We start from the raw sequence: 23,690 nt of genomic DNA on the forward strand, positions 1-23,690 counted from the left end.
TGATGAAGATCACTTTTCAGTGTTTTTGACTGTTCGATGTTGTATGTATTTGTGACATAAATTAGCGACCTTCACGGGCCTGTCTTTATAATCGGCCCGCCAGCGCGTGTTTACCGTTCTGGTGACCCGATTTTTATTATGCTCTCACTTTTTCACGCGTTATAGGGAACTACACATGCAACTCGTTATGAGTCTCATCGGCATGATTGTTCTGATACTGTGCGCGGTTATGCTGTCCAATAACCGTAAAGCTATCAGATTGCGCACCGTAGCCGGTGCTTTCATTCTTCAGATCGGTATCGGTGCGCTGGTGCTGTATGTACCAGTAGGCCGCAAGATTCTGGAAGGTTTGACGGGCGGTGTAGCAAACGTTATCGCCTACGGAAATCAAGGCGTTTCGTTCATGTTTGGCGGTCTGGTCTCCGACAAAATGTTCGAAGTATTTGGCGGGGGTGGCTTTGTTTTCGCACTCCGCGTCTTGCCGATTATCGTCTTTTTCTCTTCTCTGATCGCCGTGTTGTACTACATGGGCATTATGCAGATCGTCATCAAGGTACTCGGTGGCGGATTGCAGAAACTGTTGGGCACCTCCCGTACTGAATCGCTCTCTGCGACGGCCAATATCTTTGTCGGCCAAACGGAAGCGCCGCTGGTGGTCCGTCCGTATATTGCCAACATGACGCAGTCAGAACTGTTTGCCGTGATGTGTGGTGGGTTGGCCTCAATTGCCGGAGCGGTGATGGCAGGCTATGCCCAGATGGGCGTGCCGTTGGAATACCTGATTGCAGCGTCCTTCATGGCTGCTCCGGGCGGGTTACTGTTCGCGAAACTGATGGTGCCGGAAACGGAAAAAACGCACGACCATGATGAGATGGTTGGCTTTGTCGATGAAGACGATCGCCCAGCTAACGTCATCGATGCGGCGGCAAGCGGTGCGGCGTCCGGTATGCAGCTGGCGCTGAATGTCGGTGCGATGCTGCTGGCGTTTATCGCCTTGATCGCCGTGTTGAACGGTATTCTGGGCGGCATTGGCGGCTGGTTTGACTACCCGCAGCTGTCACTGGAGCTGATTCTGGGCTGGTGCTTTGCACCTGTTGCGTTCCTGATTGGTATTCCGTGGAGTGAGGCAACCGTGGCGGGTTCGTTCATTGGGCAGAAACTGATCGTCAACGAGTTCGTTGCTTACCTGAATTTCAGTGAATATCTGAAAGCGGATGAGGTGGTGCAGGCCGCTGGTTTGCAGGTTCTGTCGGATCATACCAAAGCTGTGATTTCGTTCGCGCTGTGCGGCTTTGCTAACCTTTCGTCTATTGCTATCCTTATTGGAGGTTTGGGCAGTATGGCACCGACTCGGCGCCAGGATATTGCCCGCTTTGGTTTGAAAGCGGTTGCGGCAGGTACGCTTTCTAACCTGATGAGCGCCTGCATCGCAGGGTTCTTCCTGGCCCTGTAAATGTAACCAGGCATTCTTGCAGTAGCGAGATGATGGGCGGCGAAAGTCGCCCATTGTTCGTTTAAGTCCCTACGTTTTTCAGGGTTTAAACGTGGCTTGCGCAGCATTTACCGAATGCGGGTGCGATATGCTTGCCTGAGTGGAGCAACATGCTTTCTGCTTTTATTGATGATGTTGAATGGATTTCTTTTCCACGGGCAACGGACGGTGCCGCCTACCCAGGTATTACTGCACGCTGCCATTTCCATTTGTCTGCCTACGACGACGCGCTTTTTGCCGAGGCGAACATTCCTTTTTCCGACGCGCTAGAGCGCGCCGTACCGAAACGACGCGCCGAATTTCTGGCTGGGCGCTGTGTTGCCAAACATGTGTTGAACAAGCTGGATCACCCTGATTTTGTTCTGCATAGCGGAGAAGACCGCTCGCCGCAGTGGCCAGGAAATATTGCCGGTTCGCTGAGCCATAACAAAGACAGCGTACTCTGCGCCGCCCATTTACGTAGCGATGCGCTATCGTGCGTGGGTGTGGATATCGAAGGATTTATGTCCGACGAGCGTGCGCAGTCGCTGTGGCCCGGCATCATTGGCGATGAAGAGTTCCAGTGGTTTCAGGAGCGGGATGAGGCATTTAGCTGCTTGCTGACGATCAGCTTCTCGGCGAAAGAGAGCCTGTTCAAGGCGCTTTACCCGCAGGTTCGGCACTATTTCGATTTTCTGGATGCCCGGCTGGTGGCGCTGGATATCACCAAACGCGAGTTCGAGCTGGAACTGCTGACCGATCTGACGCCAACGTTTTACGCCGGACGCCGTTTTAAAGGCGCGTATCTGCTGAGAGAGTACGACGTCACCACGTTTCTCTGCTGCTAAAAAAGCCCGCGAATAGCGGGCTGAGGTTGCTGATCAGAACTTATCGGTATCAGAACTTATAGCTCACGCCACCGTACACCGTACGTCCAGACAGGAAGTAGTCATTGTCAGTGGCAATATAGTCGCGTTTTTCGTTGGTCAGGTTAGTGACGCCCAATTTCAGATCCACGTTTTTAATCGGAGTATAGGTCGCGCCAATATCCACGGTGTTGAAGCCTCTGGTTTTAAGGACTTCCTTATCACGCAAATATTGGTTGCCCGTGTACTGATAGGACACATAAGTTGAGAGATTATCCAGTGCCTGCCAGTTCAACTGCGTGTTAACCGTATTTTTCGGGGTTTGCTTCAGGCGCTTTCTGGTGGTGCGATCTTCAGCATCGACAACCGTCCAGTTGGTGGTCCAGTTCAGATCATCAGTCAGATCGACCCAGAATGAGGTTTCAATCCCCTGAATACGTGCTTTACTCACGTTGTAATAAGTAAGATTGACTGGAGGCGTAGACCTGACACCATTCCAAGCCTCAGCTTGGATCATATCCTTGATATCATTATTAAATAAGGTAACGCCTCCACCGAAGCGTTCAGCTTCATAGGCAGTACCGATTTCATAGCTGATAGAGGTTTCTGCTTTGAGGTCTGGATTGCCTATGCGTCGGCAGAATATGCGGCAGTCCGCTTTGGAATAGCCTTTGGTGAACTGAGCTAGCGTAGGCGCTTTAAAGGCCTTATTCACGCCGCCTTTGATCACCCAGTTGTCGGTTAAACTATAAGTGGCGTAGGCGCGTGGGCTGAATTCTGTTCCATAGACTTCATGGTGGTCGACACGGCCACCAAACGTGAGGGCTAAATCCGCGAGTTTGAACTCATCTTGTAGGAAAAGAGCACTCTGGTTGACGTCTACTTTACCGCCTTTCATGTTCATGCTGTGTTCCAGCGACGTGATGCGGTATTCGCCGCCGCCAGTTAGCAGATGGTCGCCCAAGTAACCGGAGATTTGTCCATCAACTGTCTGATTATTCTGGGTAATATCGGCTATACTCTCATTAAGCTGAGAGTTGTCCATTAAGTCGATGTTTTCGTAGTAATAACGTAGCCGCGTATCAACATTGTCCCAGCTACCGTTATGCGTGAGTCCCAGAGCGAGGCGATCGATTTTTTGTGTATTATGAGCAGTGGTACCAAAGTTATTCCAGTCGACGAAACGGTCATCTTTGGTATAAGTCGCATCAAAATCCAGACTCTGCTGGGAATCGATCAACCACGTCAGGTTACCCAGCACGCTGTAGTTATCGCGTTTTTCCAAGGCATCTGAGTTACGATTCTTAGATTGTTCGGTACGCCAGGCATCGCGCTTGCCACCATCAACAATCAAACTACCCAGCAACGTATTTTCTATTAATGGCCCGCTGACGTAGCCATTCAGGCGATTATTGTCCCCGCCGGAGCCTTCGGTTGGTGCCTGAAAGTTATAGCCGATCTCACCGGCCACTTTCTCCCCCGGCTGGCGCAGAATCACGTTTACCACACCGCCCAGCGCGTCGGCACCGTACAAGGAAGACATTGGGCCGCGAATGACTTCGATACGTTCAATCGCCGACATAGGAATGGAGCTAAGATCGAAATCATTCCCCATGTCGGTCGCAAGTGATTCTTGGGAGTTGATACGGCGACCATTCACCAGTAGCAGCGTGTAGTCTGCACGCATACCACGGATTTTGATCTCGTTACGGCCGTAGGTCGATGACGGGTTGATATTAATGCCCGGCAGCTTTTTCACCGCGTCGGTAACGTTATTCACCGACATCTTTTCCAGTTCGGAGCGAGTGATGACAGAAACGCTGGCGGGGGCGCTCAACGTGGTGTGTTTCGTCTGTGTCGCTGTCACGACGATTTTTTCATCTGCCGCGTTTTCTGCCTGTGCAAGCGCAGGTAACGTTAGTAACCCGGTCACCAGCAGGGCGTGATACACCTTGCTGTGTGGGAAATGATGATGTGAAAAACGACTTTCCGGTTTTAGCTGCATGTCAAAGACCCCATCAAAGAGTGGAAAAAATATCCCCGTAAACGTGCTGTGTTGCATGTATTGCCGACCCATTCGTGCGTGATCGGTTTATTGCCCTGTAGCCTGTGCAGGTTGGCGTGCGGCCATCTTTCGGCTGCGTTCAGCCAACTGCGGAATTAAGCGCATGGTCAGCAGCATGGCGGCCAGCGCAAATACGGTGCTGGCGATGGCGAGCTGCGAGAATCCGTCAATTTTTCCCTCGGCAGAGGTGCTCAGATAAGCGGCAGAAGCGACGCTGGCAAGCCCGGATGCCACGTTGGCTGCGGTTCCCTGATAGGACATGAACGCGGCGCGCTGATGCGGTAGCGGAATACCGGCGGTAATTGCCAGCGTGCTGCTGGAGCGGGCGGCGCTGAGCGCCATGAACAGGGTGAACACCAGATACAGGGAAAGTGAAAAAGGCAGAACGAAACCGCAGAGAATCACAGCCGCCAGCAGCAGCGTCGTGACGATAATCGTCCGGCTGGCATATCCCCGATCCAACAGATTGCCGCACAGCTGCATGGTCACCATGCTGGCCAGCCCGCCGCAGAGATAGAGCAGGGAAATATCATCCCGCGGGAAGGCCAGATTGAACTGAAAGTAGTTGGAAAAGTGGGGAATCAGCAGGAAATGACCGAACATTTGCAGCGAAATTACCGTCAGCCCCAGCAGGAAAAGGGGAAATGCCAACAGGTCATGTAATACCGACGTGGGTGCCGCCGTGGGGGAATTACCTTGCTGAACCCGATGCGTTGGCGGCATGGAAGGAAATAGCCACAGCACCAACAACACCAGCAACAGGCCGCCGAGGCCGAAAGTATAAAATGGCGCTTGCCAGTTAATACGGTGAGCCAATTCCAGTGACAGCGGCATGATGACAATCGCCGCGAGCGAAAAGCTCATGCCGACATAGGCAAGCTGCTTTCCGCGCTCGTTGGCCGGCACAATATCGACAACCGCAGCCATCAAGACACCGGATGCCGGCCCGGCAACGCAGCCCGCCAGAATAAACAGCAGCAAAAGATCGGTTTGGCTGGTGGAAAACATGCAGGCTGCCGTCAGGCCAAAGCGTAGCGTCAGCAGCACAATCAGAGCATGTTTACGGTTAAATCTATCCAGATAAGGGGCGGCGAGGAAGCCGACGATGGCGGAAGCGAACGTTGCGCCGCCGCTAATGTAGCCGATGTTTTTGGCATCCATAGACAGGGCGCTGACGAAATCGGGGCCTAGCGGCATCACCATCATCAAGCTACCGAGGGAAAGCATGTTAATGAGCAGCGCCAGATGCACAACGGATCGGGTGTGCGGGCGGTACATGCTTTCATCCATGACAGGCTCACATTTAGACATAATTAGTAAAATATTTGCGCAGTCTAGCGCAGCTTAATTTTTCTGACAATGAATGATAAGTATTTTCATTATCATCTGTGATGTGGGTTTTATAATCAATACATTCCTGTTGCTAACCATTATCCATTATGAAACATGCACAAAAAAATTGATTAACATCAATATAACCCCTAATTAATGGGCGTGAATAACCATTCTGTGGAAGGATTGACCGAACACGTTACTTCAGTGTAATTTAACTGCGCTTAATATAAATGATAATGATTTTAATAATCATTGGTATTTAATTTGCGGGCGCAGGAGCTGTCTTGTGGATACACTGATTACAAAAACTGAAGCATTTAGCGGGCTAACCTATTCGGAACAGACCGCTTTTTTATATGCATCGGAGCACCGAAGCCTGTCTACTTCAGGCTTATTTGAACGTATTTCGTCCCCTGTTTGTGTTCCTGGCTCGCACGATGACAGGCTTAGCCCTGCAATCGCGCAGGCATTCCAGCGAGCGCGTCAGGCAGGGCAGTCGCTGCCTATTGTTGTGGGGGCGATTCCCTTTGATACCACGCAACCATCTTGTCTCTATATCCCTGATAGTTATACCGTTACGACAAAATCTGAACTCGTCAGCCGCGCCCGTAAGCACACGGCTGTGAGCCCTACCGCACTAACGTTAAACAGCGTCCCAGACGAATGTCAGTTCAAGTCCATCGTGGCAGAGGCCGTTGAGCGGTTCCGCCGTGGTGAACTGAGCAAAGCGGTGCTGTCACGCGTTTTGGACATTGAGCTGACGAGCCCCGTTAAGGCGCAAACGATCCTCAATAACCTGATGGTGCAGAACGCGGGTGGCTATCACTTCTCACTGCCGCTGCCGGATGGTTCGGTATTGCTGGGCGCGAGCCCGGAACTGCTGGTGCGCAAGCAGGGGAACGTCATTGTCTCTAATCCGCTGGCGGGATCGGCGCGACGGATGAACGATGAGCATCTGGATTACCTGAACAGCCAGCGCCTGCTGAAATCGGGTAAAGACAAGCACGAGCATAAGCTGGTGGTGGATGACATCCGCCAACGCCTGATGCCGCTGTGCTCGGCGTTAACCATTCCATCGGCCCCTTCGTTGATGCACACCGCCTCCATGTGGCACCTGTCTACCGCTATCCGCGGTGAACTGGCGAACCCGGAGATGACGGCGCTTCAGGTCGCCTGCCAGCTCCATCCTACCCCCGCACTGTGCGGCTTCCCCACGCAGGAAGCGCGTCAGCTGATCGCCGAGCTGGAACCGCACGATCGCGGCGTATTCAGCGGCATCGTCGGCTGGTGTGATGCCAACGGCGATGGTGAATGGGCGATAGCGATTCGCTGCGGCACCATTAAACACAACAAAGTCCGCCTGTTTGCCGGTGCGGGCATTGTTGAGGCGTCCGTCCCCGAGGATGAATGGGCTGAAACCGCCGCCAAATTAAACACGATGCTGAATGCGTTTGGGCTTAACTCAGGTGTGGATGGACTATGAGCATTGAATTTACGCCCTGGCCAGAGGAACTGGCACAGCGTTATCGCGACAAGGGGTACTGGGTTGGCCTGCCGCTAACGGATGCCTGGGAACGTCATCTGGCGACGCAGCCTGACGCTGTTGCGGTAGTGTGCGGCGAGCGCCAGTGGAGCTATCGGGAGCTGGATCGACAGTCTTCCGCACTGGCATCGCGCCTGACGGAAAGCGGCTTGCGCTGTGGCGACACGGCGCTGGTGCAGTTGCCGAATGTGGCCGAGTTCTACCTGACCTTTTTTGCGTTGCTGAAAATGGGCGTCGCACCGGTTAACGCACTGTTCAGCCATAACAAGCTGGAGCTGCTGTCGTACGCCACGCAGATCGAACCGCGTTTGCTGATCGCCTCGGCTGAACATTCGCTGTTTGGCAACGGTGAATTTCTGGATCGGCTACAGACGCAGGTTCCCCGCCTACAAACGGTGGTGATGCTCGGCGACAGCCCGCTGGGGCACAGTCTGACGGACTGGCTGCAACCGTACGCGTCGACCAGCCAGTATCAGCCTTCTGCGTCGGGGCAGGTGGCTTTCTTCCAGCTTTCTGGCGGCAGTACCGGCACGCCGAAGCTGATTCCCCGCACCCATGATGATTATTACTACAGCGTGCGCCGCAGCGTGGAAATCTGCGAGCTGACGCCACAAACTCGCTATCTGTGCGCGTTGCCTGCGCCACACAACTTCCCGTTAAGTTCGCCCGGTTCGCTTGGCGTGTTCTACGCCGGTGGACGCGTCGTGCTGGCACCGGATCCGGGGGCGATGACCTGTTTCCCGCTGATCGAACGCCATCAGATCGATATTACCTCGCTGGTGCCGCCCGCCGCCGCGCTGTGGATTCAGGCAGCCGAACAGTTCGGTGGCGCGCTGCGTAGCTTGAAGATCTTGCAGGTAGGCGGCGCGAAGCTGAGTGAAACCGTCGCCCGCCGTATTCCGGCGGTGCTGGGCTGTCAGCTACAGCAGGTGCTCGGCATGGCGGAAGGGCTGGTGAACTACACCCGACTGGACGATAGCGACGAGCACACTTTCACCACGCAGGGCTATCCGATGAGCCCAGACGATGAAGTGAAAGTGTTGGATATCGACGGCAATCCGGTGCCGAGAGGCGAAGCGGGTCTGCTGGCGACGCGTGGTCCGTATACCTTCCGCGGTTATTACCGCAGCCCGGAACACAACGCCCGCGCCTTCGACAGCGAAGGCTTCTACCACTCGGGCGATGTGGTGCAGATGACCGAAGATGGCTATTTGCGCGTGGTCGGGCGGGAAAAAGATCAGATTAACCGCGGTGGTGAAAAGATTGCCGCGGAAGAGATCGAAAACCTTCTGCTCAAGCATGATGGCATTCTCCATGCTGCGCTGGTGTCCATGCCCGATCCGATTATGGGCGAAAAGAGCTGCGCTTTTCTGGTGGTCAGCGATCCCTCGCTGAAAGCCATCACGTTAAGAAAATATCTTCGTAATCAGGGTATTGCTGAATTCAAACTGCCGGACCGCTTCGAGATGATCGACACCTTGCCCGTTACACCTGTCGGCAAGATTGATAAGAAATCACTCCGTCAGCGCATCCAGACCCAACTTAGCACTCAAAATAAATAAGGATTTTGTGATGGCAATCCCTTCTATTGCTTCTTATCCCCTGCCGCGCGCAGAGGATTTCCCTGAGAACAAGGTTTCCTGGGCGTTTGAGCCTGAACGCGCGGTGCTGCTGATTCATGACATGCAGGACTATTTCGTGAATTTCTATGGTGCGGACAGCCCGCTGGCGCAGCAACTGATTGAGAACATTGTGGCGTTGCGAACCTACTGCAAAGCACAGGGGATTCCGGTGGTGTATACCGCGCAGCCGAATGCACAAAGTGCGGCCGACCGGGCGCTGCTGAACGACATGTGGGGCGCAGGGCTGAATAACCATCCTGAAAAGCAGCGTGTCGTGAGTGCGCTGGCACCGGATGAGCACGACACGGTGCTGGTGAAGTGGCGCTACAGCGCCTTCCACCGTTCGCCGCTGGAACCGATGATGAAAGAGATGGGCAAAGATCAGCTGATCATCTGCGGCGTTTACGGACATATCGGCTGCATGATTACCGCAACGGATGCCTTCATGCGTGACATCAAGCCGTTCATGGTCGGCGATGCGGTGGCGGATTTCTCACTTCAGGAACACCAGATGGCGCTGAAATATGTGGCGACGCGCGCCGGACGGGTGGTTAGCACGGCAGAACTCACAGGAGCAAAAATGGCACAGGCACTGACGAAACAAGGACTGAGAGCGCACCTGCTGACCTTGATCGACGAAGAAGAAGATCAGTTCGATGAAGATGAAAACCTGATCGACTACGGTTTGGATTCGGTGCGCATGATGGCGCTGCTGACCGAATGGCGCAATCAGGGCGTCACGCTGAGCTTTGTCGATCTGGCGCGTAACCCTAGCCTGAATGCCTGGTGGGCGCTGATCGAAAAACAGCAGGGAGCCGCATCATGAAGCCGTTGAGCGTTGCGCAGCGCGGGCTGTGGCTGGGTCATGCCTTGAACGATGATAAAGCGACGTTCAACACGGCGGAGTGCATCGCGTTTGATGGCAAAGTCGATATTGAAGCCATGCTAAGCGCGATCCGTCAGGCAGTCATGGAGTGCGAGTGCCTGTACTGCCAGTTTGTTGAAATTGCAGGTGAACAGGCCGAGCAGCCGGAAATCGGCTTTGTGGCTTCACAGCGGCCAGTGCCGATCGGCGTGCTGCCGATTATTGAACTGTTGCCTGCGCCGATGACGGATGAAGAGCAGACAATACGCCAGTGGGCGCGTGAGGAAATCGCCCAGCCGCTGGATCTGCTGAACGGATTACCCTGCCGCTTTGCGCTGCTGTGCGGTGAAAAGCGTGATTTTCTCTATAGCTGCGTTCACCACATTGCGCTGGACGGCTTTGGCACCACGATGCTGTTTCAACGCATCGCCCAGATCTATACCGCGCTGACGGCGGGGCAACCCGTGGCGGTGGCGGAGTTCGGCCCGTTCAGCGAGATACTGGAAGAAGAGCAGCAGCGTGATGCCAGCGGGCAGACGGTGCAGGCGCGTGATTTCTGGCTAGAAACGCTGAACGCAATGCCGGAACCGGCCAGCTTCAGCGAGAAGAAAGCCCCGATCGCGGCGCGTTTTTTACGCCAAAGCAGCGTGTTGCCGACGGATATCTGGCAGCCGCTGACGGCGCTGTGTGAAGGCAACAAAATCAGCTGGCCGGATTTGTTTTTGGCGATGCTGGCGACGCACCTCAAGCTGGTGTCCGGCAGCGACAGGCTGACGTTCGGCATGATGGTGATGAATCGTATCGGTTCCGCCTCGCTGACGGTGCCGAGCATGCAGATGAATATCGTGCCGCTGTGCATTCAGGTGGATGAGCAGGCGGACTTTGTCACACTGGCGCAGCAGGTTGCTCGCACCAAACGCACGCTGCGTCGTCACCAGCATTATCGCTATGAACATTTACGGCGCGATCTGAATCGCGTCGGCGGCGAACAGCGCCTCTTCGGTCCGCTGATCAATATCATGCCGTTTGATCATCCACTCAATTACGGATCTTTGTCATCCAGTACCCTGAATCTCAGTGCCGGGCCAGTCGAAGATCTGACGATCGAGATCCATTTCAAACCGGATGGCACACCGGTGCTGGATTTTGATGCTAACCCAGCCTGTTACAGCGCGGAAGCGCTTGCCAGCCTGCAAGAAACGCTGTTCACGCTGCTTCAACGCTGGCTGGTACAACCGCAGCAAACCAGTGGCGAGTTGCTGGGACGCTGGCTGCGCGAAGAACGCGAATTGGCGCTGATCACCAGCCGCGAGCCTGAGCCGTTTGCCGAACCGGTTCTGACGGCGATCGCCAAACAGGCGCGTAAAAACCCGAACCATCCGGCGCTGACGCAGCGCGATCGGCAGTACAGCTACCAGCAATTGCTGGATCTGAGCGGTCAGGCTGCCGCGGCACTGCATGAGCGCGGCGTTCAGCCCGGCGAACGCATCGGCATCATGCTGAACCGTAGCCCTGAAACCATCATTTGCCTGCTGGCCGTGATGCAGTGCGGTGCGGTGTATGTGCCGCTCGATCCTGAACAGCCGCGTGAACGTCAGCAGCACATCATCCAGATTGCCGATCTGCATACGATCGTCACGCAGGCGGATTATCAACATCGGCTGGCGTCGGTCTTTTCCGGCGAGATCGTTCTGGCGGGGCATCTTCTGTCATCCAACGCACAGGCCGCCGCGCTGCCGCCTGTGGAAGCGAGAGACGGGCAGATTGCCTATGTCATGTTCACATCGGGATCGACCGGATTGCCGAAAGGCGTGGAGATCGGCGTCAGCGCATTGGATCACTTCACGGCGGCTGCACGTCAGCGCTACGGCCTGCGTGCGGCGGATCGCATGCTGCAATTTGCCCCGTTCAATTTTGATGCCAGCATCGAAGAAATTTTTGCCACGCTGACCAGCGGTGCGACGCTGGTGCTGCGCACTGACGAGATGCTGGAATCGATTCCGACCTTTGTCGAACAGGTAGAAGAACAGGCGATTACGCTACTCGATCTGCCAACTGCATTCTGGAATGAATGGGTGGTGGGGCTGAAAACCGGCACGCTGACCATGCCTTCCGCACTGCGCGCCATCATCATCGGCGGTGAAGCGGTGTACCCCGAACAGCTGGCACAGTGGCAGCGTCATGCACCGAACACGCTGCGCTTAATCAACACCTATGGCCCAACCGAAACCACGGTAGTCGCGACCAGTTGCGATCTGCAAACGCAGTCTGCCGATGTGGCGCAGCTTCCTATCGGTCTGCCGCTGGCGGGCGTCAACGCGCTGATTTTGGCGGCGGGCGATCGCCCCGCGGCGGAAGGAGAACTGGTGCTGCTGGGGCCAACGCTGGCGGCGGGTTATATCGGTACAGAACACACGGCGTTTACGCAAATAGCCGTGGGCGATCAGGATCTTCCGGCTTACCGCACCGGCGACAGAGTTCGGCTGGAAAAAGGACAGCTGTTGTACCTCGGGCGTATGGATAACGAATTTAAAATCAGCGGCTACCGGATCCAGCCAGGGGAGGTCGAAGCTCATCTGCTGGCACAGCCGGACGTTGATGAAGCCTGCGTGCAGGGCATTGTTTACCCTAACGGCGTGCGGCGTCTGGTGGCGTTTGTCGCCACGAAAGCGGGCGAGATCGATGCACGTGCGCTGAAGCAGCGTCTGGGCAGCGTGTTGCCGCCGGCGATGATCCCGACCGATTACCGTGCCTTCCGCCAGTTGCCGAAAACCGGTTCCAACAAGGTTGATCGCAAGCGCTTGCTGGCGGAATACCGCGACGAGGCACCTGTTCAAGCGTTAGCCAGCGAAACCGAGAACCGGGTCAGCGCAATCTGGCAGCAGATCCTCGGCGTGTCGGGGATCCAATCGCGGGACAACTTCTTCGAACTGGGCGGACAGTCGTTGCAGACCATCCAGATCGTCAACCGTCTGGCCGCCGAATTTTCCGTCAGCATCAAGGTGTCTGATGTGTTCGATCATCCCCAGCTCAGCGACTTCTGCCGCTATCTGGACGACAGGCTGTCACAGGATGAAAACAGCGTGGAAATGGTGTGGTAGGGAAAATGATGAACAAGGCACAACCTCTTCAGTTTGATTTCAGCGGCAAGACCGTCTGGGTAACCGGGGCGGCGAGTGGCATTGGCGAAAGCATTGCCCGCCAGTTTGTCGCGCTGGGCGCGAACGTGATCGGCTTCGATCGCGCATTCCGACATGACGATCATCCGTTTAGCTGCGTGACGCTGGATATCAGCGAACCGGACAGCGTGGCGGCGGTCTGTCGCCAGCAGTTGGCGGAAACCGGGCTCGACGTTCTGGTTAATGCTGCAGGGATTCTGCGTCTGGGTGACATTGATGCGCTGAGCGTGGACGACTGGCACCAGTGCATTAACGTCAACGCTTCTGGCGCGTTTTACCTGCTGAACGCACTGGTACCGCATTTCAAGCAGCAGCGTCGCGGCGCGATTGTCTGCGTCGGCTCCAATGCCGCGCATGTTCCCCGCATGCAAATGGCGGCGTACTGCGCGTCAAAAGCGGCACTTACCAGCCTGTCTCACTGTGCGGGTCTGGAGTTAGCGCCTTACGGCGTGCGCTGCAATCTGGTGTCACCGGGCTCGACGGATACGCCGATGCAGCGCGGCATGTGGCACAGTGCGGGTGCCGAGCAGCGCACTATCGCGGGCTTTCCTGACCAGTACAAACTGGGAATTCCTCTGGGCAAGATCGCTCAGCCGGAAGAGATCGCCAATACCGTGGTTTTTCTGGCTTCCGATCTGGCCAGCCACATCACCATGCAGGACGTGGTGGTGGATGGCGGGGCAACGCTGACGGCCTGATTTGCTGAGAGAGTGATAAGTCATGAAAGATATCGTAACGCTGTTAAAACAGTTGGAACGGCAGGGCGTTCGTCTGGCGTTGAATGCACAGGGGCAGCTGATTTCGCAGTCCAACAAAGACGCGATCACGGCAGAGATTGGGCGCACGATTAAGGAAAACAAAGACGCCATTGTGCGTTGCCTGACGGCGCAGCAGGCGTTTGAGCGCCCCATCACGCCGCAAAATGCGACGTCTGGCCCGCTATCGTCATCGCAAAGCGGACTGTGGTTTATCGAGCAGTACGAAGAGCAATCACACCTTTACAATATGCCGGTTTATTTTCGTCTGACCGGCACGCTGGATGTGGCTGCGCTGGAGTTTGCTTTTGACGCACTGGCGCAGCGTCATGCCAGCTTACGCACCCGTTTTGTGGTCAATGAACAAGGCAAGGGTGAACAGCGTATCGATGCCTATCAACCGTTTGTGATACAGCATGATGACTTCTCACTGTTGCCGGAAGCCGAGCGGGAAGGGCGCTTGCAGCAGCAGGTGAAAGCGGAAATTAGCCGTCCGTTCGATCTTACGGCGGGCGATCTCACCCGCGTGCGGCTAGTGAAGATGAGCGAACGGATGCATGTTCTGATGATCACCCAGCACCATATTATTTCCGATGGCTGGTCGGTGAAGAATATGTTCGCGGACTTCAAACCGGCTTTTCTTGCTTGTCAAAATCGCCAGCCTCATCCCGTCGAACCGACCCAGCTTAACTACATCGATTACGCACACTGGTTTAATTCCGCCTCGTTTCTGGATTACCACAATGAATTCAAACCGTTCTGGGTTGAGCGTCTGACGGGAATCCCCGAAGTGCATAGCCTGCCGCTGGATAAACCGCGTCCGGCGCATCAGAACAGTGGTGGGGAGGTGATCTTCTCCGCGATCAACAACGATCTGTGGGATAAATTTAAACGCCTGTGCCAGCGCTATAACACGTCTAATTTCATTGGCCTGCATGCGGTGTTCTCCCTGATGCTGGCGCGCATCAGCGGCGAGAAAGATATCGTGATTGGTTCGCCGCTGGCCTACCGTGAGCGGCCGGATATCGAAGATGTCGTCGGCTTCTTCGTGAACACCATCGTGCTGCGCACCCAGTTGCAGGACAACCAGAGTTTCGTCGATTACCTGCAATACTGCCGCGAGCAGGATCTGTCGGCTTTCGATCATCAACTCTACCGTTTTGAAGCATTAAGCGAGGCGATCGGCTCCGATCGCACCACTGCGATCAACCCGATCTTCCAGGTGATGCTGGTTTATCAGGCCAAAGTAGATTTCAACGATCTGATCCCCGGCTGTGATGCGGCGGAAGAAACCTCACCCGTGCTGCCTGCCAAGACCGATATTTCGGTCAAGGTGACGGAGCTGATGGGCGAGGTGCGGCTGGACTGGCTGTTTGCCACTGCGCTGTTTGAGCGCCAGACGATCCAGTATTACGCCGACCGCTTTATCAGGCTGATTGAGGCCGTGGTTGAGGCGCCGGAAACCGATGTCTGGCACCTGCCGCTGATGGAAGCGGAGCGGTTTGCTGCCGTGCTGGCGGAAAGTCAGCAACTGCCGCGTAGCTATCCGCAGCCGCAGTTGACGGTAACCGATGTGATTGAAGCGATGGCACTGCGCGCTCCACAGCAGCTGGCGATTGCTTTTGATGGTGAACAGCGCACTGACACGCTGACGTACGCTGAACTGAACAGGCAGGCGAATCAGCTGGCGCATTGGCTGCACCGTCAGGGGCTGGGCGAACAGTCGCTGGTTGGCGTGCTTGCGAAACGCGATCGCTATTTTGTCATTGCGCTGCTGGCCGTCTGGAAAGCGGGTGCTGCCTATGTGCCGCTGGATCCTGACTATCCGCCGGAGCGGCTGCGCCACATCATTACCGATGCCAATCTTGCTGTCATTCTCGGCGGCGATGGGCAGCAGCTGGCGCAGTGGTCCGCCGAACGGTGCATCGATCTGACCGATCCTACGGTTGTCGCGCAGTGGCACGATCTACCGGGCGATGAAGCGCCAGCCATTCCGCGCCATGCACAGCAACTGGCACAGGTGATCTACACCTCGGGATCGACCGGTTTGCCGAAGGGCGTCATGATCGAACACGGTTCGCTGATCAATCTGCTGGACGATCATCGCGATCGCATCGCGTTCACGCCGCAAAGCACCATGTTCAACTGCATGTCGCTCTCGTTTGACGCCGGTAACATGACGACGCTGCTGCCGCTGAGCAGCGGTGGCACGCTGGCGTTTGGCGAACCCAACGATCGGGCGATTGTGCAGGCCGAACAGGCGGGCGCGACGCATCTGATCCTGCCGACGGCGCTGATGTCGATTCTCGATCCACAGCAGGTTAATGGCATTCAGGCGATTGGCATGGGTGGAGAAGCCTGCCCGAACGCGGTGGTGGAAAACTGGGCCGATAAGGTGGCGCTGTACAACATGTACGGGCCGACGGAGTGTACCGTCACGGCGTTGAGCACCCGTCTGCGCAAAGGCCAGCCTGTCACTATCGGTAAACCGCTTACTCATATTCAGGCGCTGATTCTGGATGCGGCCGGGCAACTGTGTCCAGCGGGCGTACCCGGAGAGCTGTGTCTTGCGGGGCTTGGGCTGGCGCGTGGCTACCTCAACCAGCCACAAATGACGGCCAGCTGCTTTGAACACATCACGCTGAATGACGTGAATAATGCTGAACACGGCACGGCGACGCTACGCATTTATCGCACGGGCGACAAGGCCAGACTGCTGAACAACGGCGACTATGAATACTGTGGCCGTATTGATGAGCAGATCAAGCTGCGCGGTTACCGCATTGAACCGGGTGAAATCGAGGCACAGCTGGCGACAGTATGCCCGTCGCTGAAGCAGGTTAAAGTTATTGTGGCGCAGGTGGGGAACCGTCCGGCGCTGGTCGCCTATGGCACGGTGAAAGCCGGTAGCAGCACGCCGGAACCCGCCGCCGTGCTGATTGATGTCGCGAAGCATCTGCCAGAATACATGGTGCCGTTCCGACTGATTCTGCTAGAAGACATGCCGCTGACGCCGAACGGCAAGCTCGATACGAAACAGCTGCCGCCGGTGCTGGAAGCCAGCGAGGGCGACGGGGAAGCCGATAATCCGCTGGAAGCCGATGTACTGGCGATTTGGCGCAGCGTGCTGAATACGCCGTTGGGCGTTGAAGATGATTTCTTCCGCTTAGGCGGCGATTCCATTCTCAGTATCCAACTGACCACTCGTCTGCGCAGCGCGGGCTATGTCTGCACGGTGAAGGACGTTTTCGAAGCGAAGAGCGTGCGGCGTTTGTGCCGCGTGCTGGCGCAGAATAACCGTGGCACAGGCATTGTCGCGGAGCAAGGCTCGCTGGAAGGCGAATTCGCGCTGCTGCCGATTCAGCGCTGGTTTATGGAACAGCCGCTGGCACGTCCAGAACACTGGAATCAGGCGGCGATGATCCAACTGCCGGACGTGGATACCGAACGACTTACCACGCTGTTGCAGGCGTTGATGGCGCAGCATGACGCGCTGCGTCTGGCTTGTGATGCCGACGGGCAACGCTATCTGACGGAGGTGCCTTGCCCGGTTGTGTCGACGCTGGATTATCACCAGCTTGGTGACGACGGCCTGCAACAGGCGTTTACCGCGTTGCAGAGTGAATTCGATCCCGCGCAGGGAAGAACGATGGGGTGTGCGCTGGTGCGGCACCATCCGCAGGCGGACACGGCGGTGTTCCTCGCTTTCCACCATCTGGTGATTGACGCTGTATCCTGGCGCATTCTGGTCGACGATCTGGAACGGCTGTACCTCGGTGAAGCGCTGGCGCCGAAAACGTCGAGCTATCGCCAGTGGGGCACGGCGTTGCATCACTATGCTACGCAGCATGCGGAACAACTGGCGTACTGGCAGGCGCAGGAAAATGGCGTGGATCAGGCAGCGTTGCTGGCGGCGAAAGATCCGCAGGGCCAGGCCAGCGCCGCTATTCTGACGTTGGACGCCGAAACCACGGGCCAACTGGTAAGCGAGGCGAATCGTGCCTTTAATACCGAAGTCAGCGATTTGCTGCTGGCGGCGCTAACCCGCACGTTAAACGATCTCGGCTGGGGCGACAAAGCGCGCATCATGCTGGAAGGGCACGGCCGCGAAGCGATTGATCCGACGCTGGATGTCAGCCGCACGGTGGGGTGGTTTACCAGCACCTATCCGGTGTGCCTGCAAGATAAGCCTGACTGGGCTTCCCTGATTAAATCCAGCAAGGAACAGCTGCGTCAGGTGCCGGATAAAGGCGTTGGGTTTAACCCGTTGCGCTACCATCATCCGCAGGGCAGTGCGCTAACGCTGTCTCCGATTGTGTTCAACTATCTCGGGCTGTCGGTTCAGGCCGCTGGCACATGGCGTCCGGTGGACATCGCGCCGGGCTGCTGTGTGTCTCCAGAGAATAAACCGGCGGAGGTGATCAGTCTCCACGGTGGTATTGCAGACGGGCAGTTAACGCTGCGTCAGGTGGGGTGCCTCAACCAGCGCGATAGTGAACGTCTGATGGTGCGACTGACGGAGAATCTGCGGGCGCTGACGGCAGCCTGTCTGGCACAGTTGCACCACGGCACGGCCTTTACCCCCAGCGATTTCCCGGCGGTTGCGCTGAGCCAGACGCAACTTGATAGCCTGTCGCAGCGTTATGACATCGACACCTTGTTGCCGCTGTCATCGCTCCAGCAGTCGATGTTGTATCACCGTCTACGCTGTCCACAGGATGATGCCTATCATTTGCAAACGCCGATTCGCTATGCGCAGGTGCTGGATGTGGAAGGCTATCGTCAGGCCTGGCAGCGTCAGATTCAGCGTTTCCCTGCGCTGCGTGCCGCGTTGGAAAGCGAATGTGCCAGCGTGCAGGTGATTGTGAAGCAGGCCGATCTGCCTTTCTACTATCAGGATGTGGCGCAGGAGGCCGATCCACTGGCGGTCATCGAGCGCTATCGCCAGCAGGATTTACGTTCAGGATTTGACTTGTCGCAGCCGCCGCTGTTGCGCATTGCCTGTTTCCGTTTGGGCGAACAGGACTATCGGGTACTGCTGAGCTGTCACCATAGCGTGATTGATGGCTGGAGCGGCCCGCAGCTACTGGGCGCGGTACACCGCGATTATCAGACATTAATGCACGGCGAAACATCCGCGATTCAGTCGGATCGTGCTTATGTGGATCATGCGTGGCACGCCGTGGCGCAGCAGCCTGCCGTCGATGCCTTCTGGCAGCAGCGTCAGCCGCTGCTGGCGCAGACGAACGATGTGGCGATGCTGTTTGCGGCGACGGGGAAACGTGCCGATCTCAGCCAGCATCTGACGCAGGTTGAACCGCAGGTCACTGGCGTGAGCCTGAACGAGCAGGATCAGGCGGCACTCATTGCCTTTGCCCGTGAGGTGGGCGTCACGCATAGCATTATTGCGCAATATGCCTGGCACCGGCTGCTGGCTCGCTCGACTGGCGATGCGGTCAGTATTGTCGGAAACGTACTGTCGGGCAGGGAAAGCCCGGTGGAGGACGTGGCGAGTAGCGTGGGTCTGTACATCAACAGCCTGCCGCTGGCGTTGAGCTGGCAGCAGCCGGTATCGCTGCAACAGCATCTGGTGCAGTTGCAGAATGAGCTGATGGCGATGAATCAGCATGCTACGCAGTCGCTGATTGCCCTGACGGCTGGACGCCCGCGTCTGTTCAACAGCCTGTTTATTTATGAAAACTATCCTGGCGCGAAAGCGGATCAGGGCCAACGTGCTGACGATCCGCATAGGTTATCCCCCGAATTCTCCGCCGCCTATGAAAAAGTCGAGATGCCGCTGAATCTGGTGGTGCGTGAGCAGGCGGGCTGCATGCTGCTGCGCTTCGAGTTTGACGCCGATGTGCTGGACAGTGCGCAGGCGCGCCGGGTGCTGATGCGCTGGCATGACGAAGTGGTGGCGTTGGTGAATAGCTCACCGCAGCAGCCAGCCGAGATCGTTGGACATAATAAGGTGGTAGATGCGGCGATGCGGCAGGCTGTCACGCCGGATAGCCGTGCAGGCTCGCCTGATACGCCGTCAGCCCTGTCGCTGCTGCGCGTGTGGGCGCAGACGCTGCATCTCAATGAATCCGGCCTCTGGTCGCAGACGCTGTGTGAAAGTGGTGTCGATTCGCTCCAGCGTATCGCGCTGGCACAGGCATTAAGCCGTGCGTTAGCACAGCCAGTGAGCGTGGCGTTATTACAACGCTATCCTTCACCGCAGGCGCTGAGCGGGTATCTGGCACAGTCGAGGGTTACCGCCAATGAGGAAACGCTGTCATGACAGGGAACGATGAAGCAGTGGAGAACCCGCTGGCGGATATCCAACAGCCCACGGCTTTCGGGCAGCGGGTGGGTGCCGCGCACGGTGAACAGCGGTACAGCAGTGAACTTATTAAGCACTATCCCGCGTCGCTGGTGAGCGCGGCGTGGAGCTGGCTACTGTACAAATACAGCGGTGAAGAGCAGGTGTGTGCCGCGCTCGTCATGGCCGATCGTCCTGATAACGTAAGGCCGCTGATCGCGCATTTTCAACAGCGTGATCGTCTCGTCAGCGAGTGGATCGCAGCGGTGGGATCGTCGTGCGATCCGCAGTCTGCGTCAGAGCTTCTGGCAGCAGACATCCAGCATGCGCTGTTTAGCAGTCTGCTGATTGTGGGGGAGATGGCATCGTTACCCGTGGTAGTACAAAAAGCGGCGCAAAACGTAGCGCTGATCGTACAGGTTCAAAACGATCGGGTCATTCTGACCGCACCTGACGGACAGTTCGATAATCGCCAGCTACAGCGCATTGCTCGCCATCTCACGCAGCTACTTGATGGCCTGCTGGCATCGCGCTGGGAACGGCTGACGCAGATCCGCCTCAGCCCGCGGGTAGCACCGTTACCGCACCGAGCCACGACGCATGCTCTGCACGATGAACTGCTGGCGCGCCTGACTCAGGAAGCGCGTCAGGATTGCGTGGCGATCGCCTTTCAGGAGCGCGACATTCGCTATCGGGAACTGCTGCAACGCGTGGCGCTGATTCAACAGGCACTGGCTGCACAGGGTGTGACTGCGGGTCAGCGTGTGGGGCTGCACCTTAGTCGCCAGCCTGACACCGTCGCGGCGCTGCTGGCCTGCCTGTTTTCTCAGGTGACGTTTGTGCCGCTGGAGCCGGATTTTCCGGGGGAGCGTCTACAGGCGATTCAGCAGGAGGCGGCGTTGGCAGCGGTCTTGCAGGACGGCTATACCGGCGGTTCGCTGGCGTTTGACTGCCCGATACTGAACCTCTGCGATTTACCGTATGCCGCCAGTGATTCCACGGCGAGCGTACAGCTGGCGCGGGCCGGTGGACCGGAAACGGCGGCTTACATGATGTTTACCTCCGGTTCGACAGGGAAACCAAAAGGCGTTGTGATTGGTCAGCGGGCTCTGCAAACCTTTATTCATGCCAGTGTAGAGCGGTTGGCGTTAACGGATAAAGCCAACTGGCTGCTGATTACCACGCTGGCGTTTGATATCTCCATGCTGGAAGTGTTTGCGCCGCTGTGGGTTGGCGGCGTGCAGCACCTGACCACGCATGAGGAATACAAAGATCCGCAGGCGGTCGCGGCGTATTTGCAGGCTCGGCCGGAAATCAACGTATTGCAGGCGACGCCCGCGTTTTGGCGCATGATGTTCAAAGCGGGCTGGCAGGGTAAACCCGATCTGGTCGCGCTGTGCGGCGGTGAAGCGCTGGATCTGCGACTGGCACAGCGTCTGGTTAGCCGTTGCAGGACGCTGTGGAATTGCTATGGGCCAACCGAAGCGACAATTTGGTCGCAGATGGCGCAGATCGACGGGGCCGCGTTGGAGAACCAGCACACGGTCGCGCTGGGCAATACGCTGGCGGGCTATCAGCATTTGGTGATCGATGACGATCGCCATCCGTTAGAGGAAGGGATGGTCGGCGAACTGTGCATTCTCGGCGAAGCGCTGAGTAGCGGATACTGGCAACGTGACGATCTGACGCAGGATCGTTTTATTCAGCAGGTGGAATCTGGGCAGAGAATGTATCGCACTGGCGATAAAGTCCGGCTACTGGCGGACGATCGTTATCAGTATCTGGGTCGCTTCGACGATCAGGTAAAATTACGGGGATTTCGCATCGAATTAGGAGAGATCGAGGCGCAATTGAAACGGATCGAACAGGTACAGGATGCGGCCGTTAAGCTTCAGGGGGAAGGGGATGACGCAGTGCTGGTCGGCTACGTTGAGTATAAACCCGGCTCGGAGATGACCAAACTGGCGCTGCGCAAACAGCTGCATCAGTTCTTACCGGCTTACATGGTGCCAGGGCGCATTGTGGTGCTTGATAAGCTGCCGAAAACCGGCAGCGGCAAGGTCGATCGCAAGCGCCTGACGGGCGTCTGACAGTAGGAGGGGCAGCGCTGCTGCCCCTCCTAATCGCGTAAACATGATATTTCAGGCACGACAATAGTGCGTATCAGAACGATTGCAATGTACTGATTTTGCCCTGTTGCCAGTTGGTGTCAGATTGACGCAGTGCCTGACTGATATCTGCAAGGCTGTTGGACGGGAGGGTTTTCGGTAGCAAATCCAGTCCGATCGTTGAGAATATCTGGCCGTAGGTATTGCGTAGTTCTGCATAGGCCAGATCTTGACGCAAACTGGCGTTGAGTGCGTTCAGCTCACCTTGAATCAACTGTAGTTCACCGATGCTGTTAGCCTTATAGCGGTTTCTCAGCTGTTCGACGATTTTAGTGTCAAGATTGCGTAATTCCGAACTGGTTTTATATTGTCGCTGCGCCTCATTGAAGTTGGCTCGGGCGATGTATAACTGTGCCATGATTGCCAGTGACATCGCTTGGCGCTGCATTTCCGACACGGACTCGTTAGCCTGAGCGGCTTTACGCGCGGCTGGGCCGGACAGCAGATTGAACAGGTTCCAGGTGGCTTTCACGCCGACGTCAGCCCAGCTGTTGTTGACCAGAAAAGAGTTGCTGTCATAGTGGCCACCTGCGCTGATTTCCACGCCGGGCAGCATACGCAGCAGCGCTTTACGGGTTTCAGCGGCATGAATTCGTACCTGATAATCCTGCTCGCGCAGTTCTGGGCGACTGACCAGCGCCGCTTCTTCCAGCACCTTCACATCGACATTCAGCTGCGGTACGGTTTCGTCACCGCTTTGTGGCAACGCAAGTTTGTAGGCCGTATCCAATGGCAGGTTCATCAAGGTTGCCAGCTCAGTCTTGGCTAGCGACAGTGCGCGACGCTGTTCCTCCAATTGGCGTGTGGCGTCGATCAGCGCGCGTTGGTAACTAAGGACTTCAATCGGGTCACCAATCTGCTGTGACGACATGTGTTCGCTCGCGTCGCGCGCAGCGTTGACACGGACGATCAGGCCATCAATCTGCCCCAACAACCGTTCAGCTGCCACGGCGCGCCAGTAGGCGGAGCGTACGTCTTGCTGGATGGTGTGCACGACTTTGCGTTTACGCTCTTCGGCAATCCAGCGCTGATCTGATTTTTGCTGGGCGGTCACGTAGCTGACGCCAAAGTCGAGCACGTTCCACACCATAGTCAGATCGGCTACATCTCGGTCGCGCTCCTGTGAGGTGGAAGGGGCTAATGATTGTGCACCAGTAGCAATATTCGTACTACTGGAGGCGCTGGTATTGCTGCGACCAACGTAGCCCGCTGATGCCGCCAGTTTCGGCAACATATCGTAGCGTGCTAGCTCCACCTGCTGCTGGCTCAGCGCATATTCCATCACTTTTAAGCGTGATTCGAGGTTATATTTCAGCGCACGTGCCATGGCATCATACAGCGTGATCGGTGCCGTGACGGGCTCCTGCTGGCTGAACATGGCGACTCGGTCTTGCTGGCTGCGTTGTCCGCTTTCGACCTTGCTGATCGGCTGGGTGGTCACGGCACAGCCGCTGGCGGCTAGCACGATGGCGCTAAGGCTAAATAGTTTCCGACCCTTTAACACGATTCCGCTCCTC

Annotated in this window: 12 protein-coding genes; 9 read left to right on the forward strand and 3 right to left on the reverse strand. The window is 56.6% G+C overall.

Annotation, left to right across the window (positions count from 1 at the left end; genetic code table 11):
- Positions 1-175: 175 nt before the first annotated feature.
- Positions 176-1,453, forward strand: coding sequence for a NupC/NupG family nucleoside CNT transporter (locus BUB06_RS05560; protein WP_010303065.1), 1,278 nt, complete (start codon positions 176-178; stop codon positions 1,451-1,453).
- Between the two features lie 149 nt (positions 1,454-1,602).
- Entirely contained in the window at positions 1,603-2,319 is a 717-nt protein-coding gene (locus BUB06_RS05565; protein ID WP_010303066.1) for a 4'-phosphopantetheinyl transferase family protein, read from the forward strand.
- A gap of 49 nt (positions 2,320-2,368) precedes the next feature.
- Here BUB06_RS05565 and BUB06_RS05570 read toward each other — a convergent pair whose 3' ends face one another.
- A complete protein-coding gene (locus tag BUB06_RS05570) occupies positions 2,369-4,342 on the reverse strand; it encodes a TonB-dependent receptor domain-containing protein (RefSeq protein WP_010303068.1) in 1,974 nt (657 codons plus the stop codon).
- An 87-nt stretch (positions 4,343-4,429) separates the two neighbouring features.
- On the reverse strand, positions 4,430-5,680 hold the full coding sequence (locus BUB06_RS05575; protein WP_080726762.1) for an MFS transporter: 1,251 nt from the start codon (positions 5,678-5,680) through the stop codon (positions 4,430-4,432).
- Positions 5,681-6,023: 343 nt separating this feature from the next.
- On the opposite strand from BUB06_RS05575, the gene BUB06_RS05580 reads away from it, so the two are divergent.
- Genes BUB06_RS05580 through BUB06_RS05610 form a run of 7 tightly spaced genes read left to right on the forward strand, consistent with a single transcriptional unit; the run spans position 6,024 to position 22,095 of the window.
- Positions 6,024-7,220, forward strand: a complete 1,197-nt coding sequence (locus tag BUB06_RS05580; RefSeq protein ID WP_039470561.1) for an isochorismate synthase — start codon at positions 6,024-6,026, stop codon at positions 7,218-7,220.
- Complete coding sequence (locus BUB06_RS05585; protein WP_039470563.1) at positions 7,217-8,842, forward strand: (2,3-dihydroxybenzoyl)adenylate synthase; 1,626 nt, start codon at positions 7,217-7,219, stop codon at positions 8,840-8,842. Before BUB06_RS05580 ends, BUB06_RS05585 begins: the two co-directional genes overlap by 4 nt.
- Before the next feature lie 10 nt (positions 8,843-8,852).
- Positions 8,853-9,728, forward strand: a complete 876-nt coding sequence (locus BUB06_RS05590; protein WP_010303087.1) for an isochorismatase — start codon at positions 8,853-8,855, stop codon at positions 9,726-9,728.
- Positions 9,725-12,868: a non-ribosomal peptide synthetase gene (locus BUB06_RS05595; protein ID WP_039470566.1), complete on the forward strand. Its 3,144-nt coding sequence runs from the start codon at positions 9,725-9,727 to the stop codon at positions 12,866-12,868. Before BUB06_RS05590 ends, BUB06_RS05595 begins: the two co-directional genes overlap by 4 nt.
- A 5-nt stretch (positions 12,869-12,873) precedes the next feature.
- Positions 12,874-13,644 carry a 2,3-dihydro-2,3-dihydroxybenzoate dehydrogenase gene (gene dhbA / locus BUB06_RS05600; protein ID WP_039470567.1) on the forward strand — a complete coding sequence of 257 codons (771 nt, stop codon included), beginning with the start codon at positions 12,874-12,876 and terminating at the stop codon, positions 13,642-13,644.
- A gap of 22 nt (positions 13,645-13,666) precedes the next feature.
- Positions 13,667-19,984 carry a non-ribosomal peptide synthetase gene (locus BUB06_RS05605; RefSeq protein WP_039470570.1) on the forward strand — a complete coding sequence of 2,106 codons (6,318 nt, stop codon included), beginning with the start codon at positions 13,667-13,669 and terminating at the stop codon, positions 19,982-19,984.
- On the forward strand, positions 19,981-22,095 hold the full coding sequence (locus BUB06_RS05610; protein WP_039470572.1) for an amino acid adenylation domain-containing protein: 2,115 nt from the start codon (positions 19,981-19,983) through the stop codon (positions 22,093-22,095). The genes BUB06_RS05605 and BUB06_RS05610 overlap by 4 nt, the downstream gene beginning before the upstream one ends.
- 73 nt (positions 22,096-22,168) lie before the next feature.
- Here the strand turns inward: BUB06_RS05610 and BUB06_RS05615 are convergent, their stop codons facing one another.
- Positions 22,169-23,677, reverse strand: coding sequence for a TolC family protein (locus tag BUB06_RS05615; protein ID WP_010303103.1), 1,509 nt, complete (start codon positions 23,675-23,677; stop codon positions 22,169-22,171).
- Positions 23,678-23,690: the final 13 nt, after the last annotated feature.

Origin of the sequence: Pectobacterium carotovorum (assembly GCF_900129615.1) — a bacterium.
GTDB classification, from domain to species: domain Bacteria; phylum Pseudomonadota; class Gammaproteobacteria; order Enterobacterales; family Enterobacteriaceae; genus Pectobacterium; species Pectobacterium carotovorum.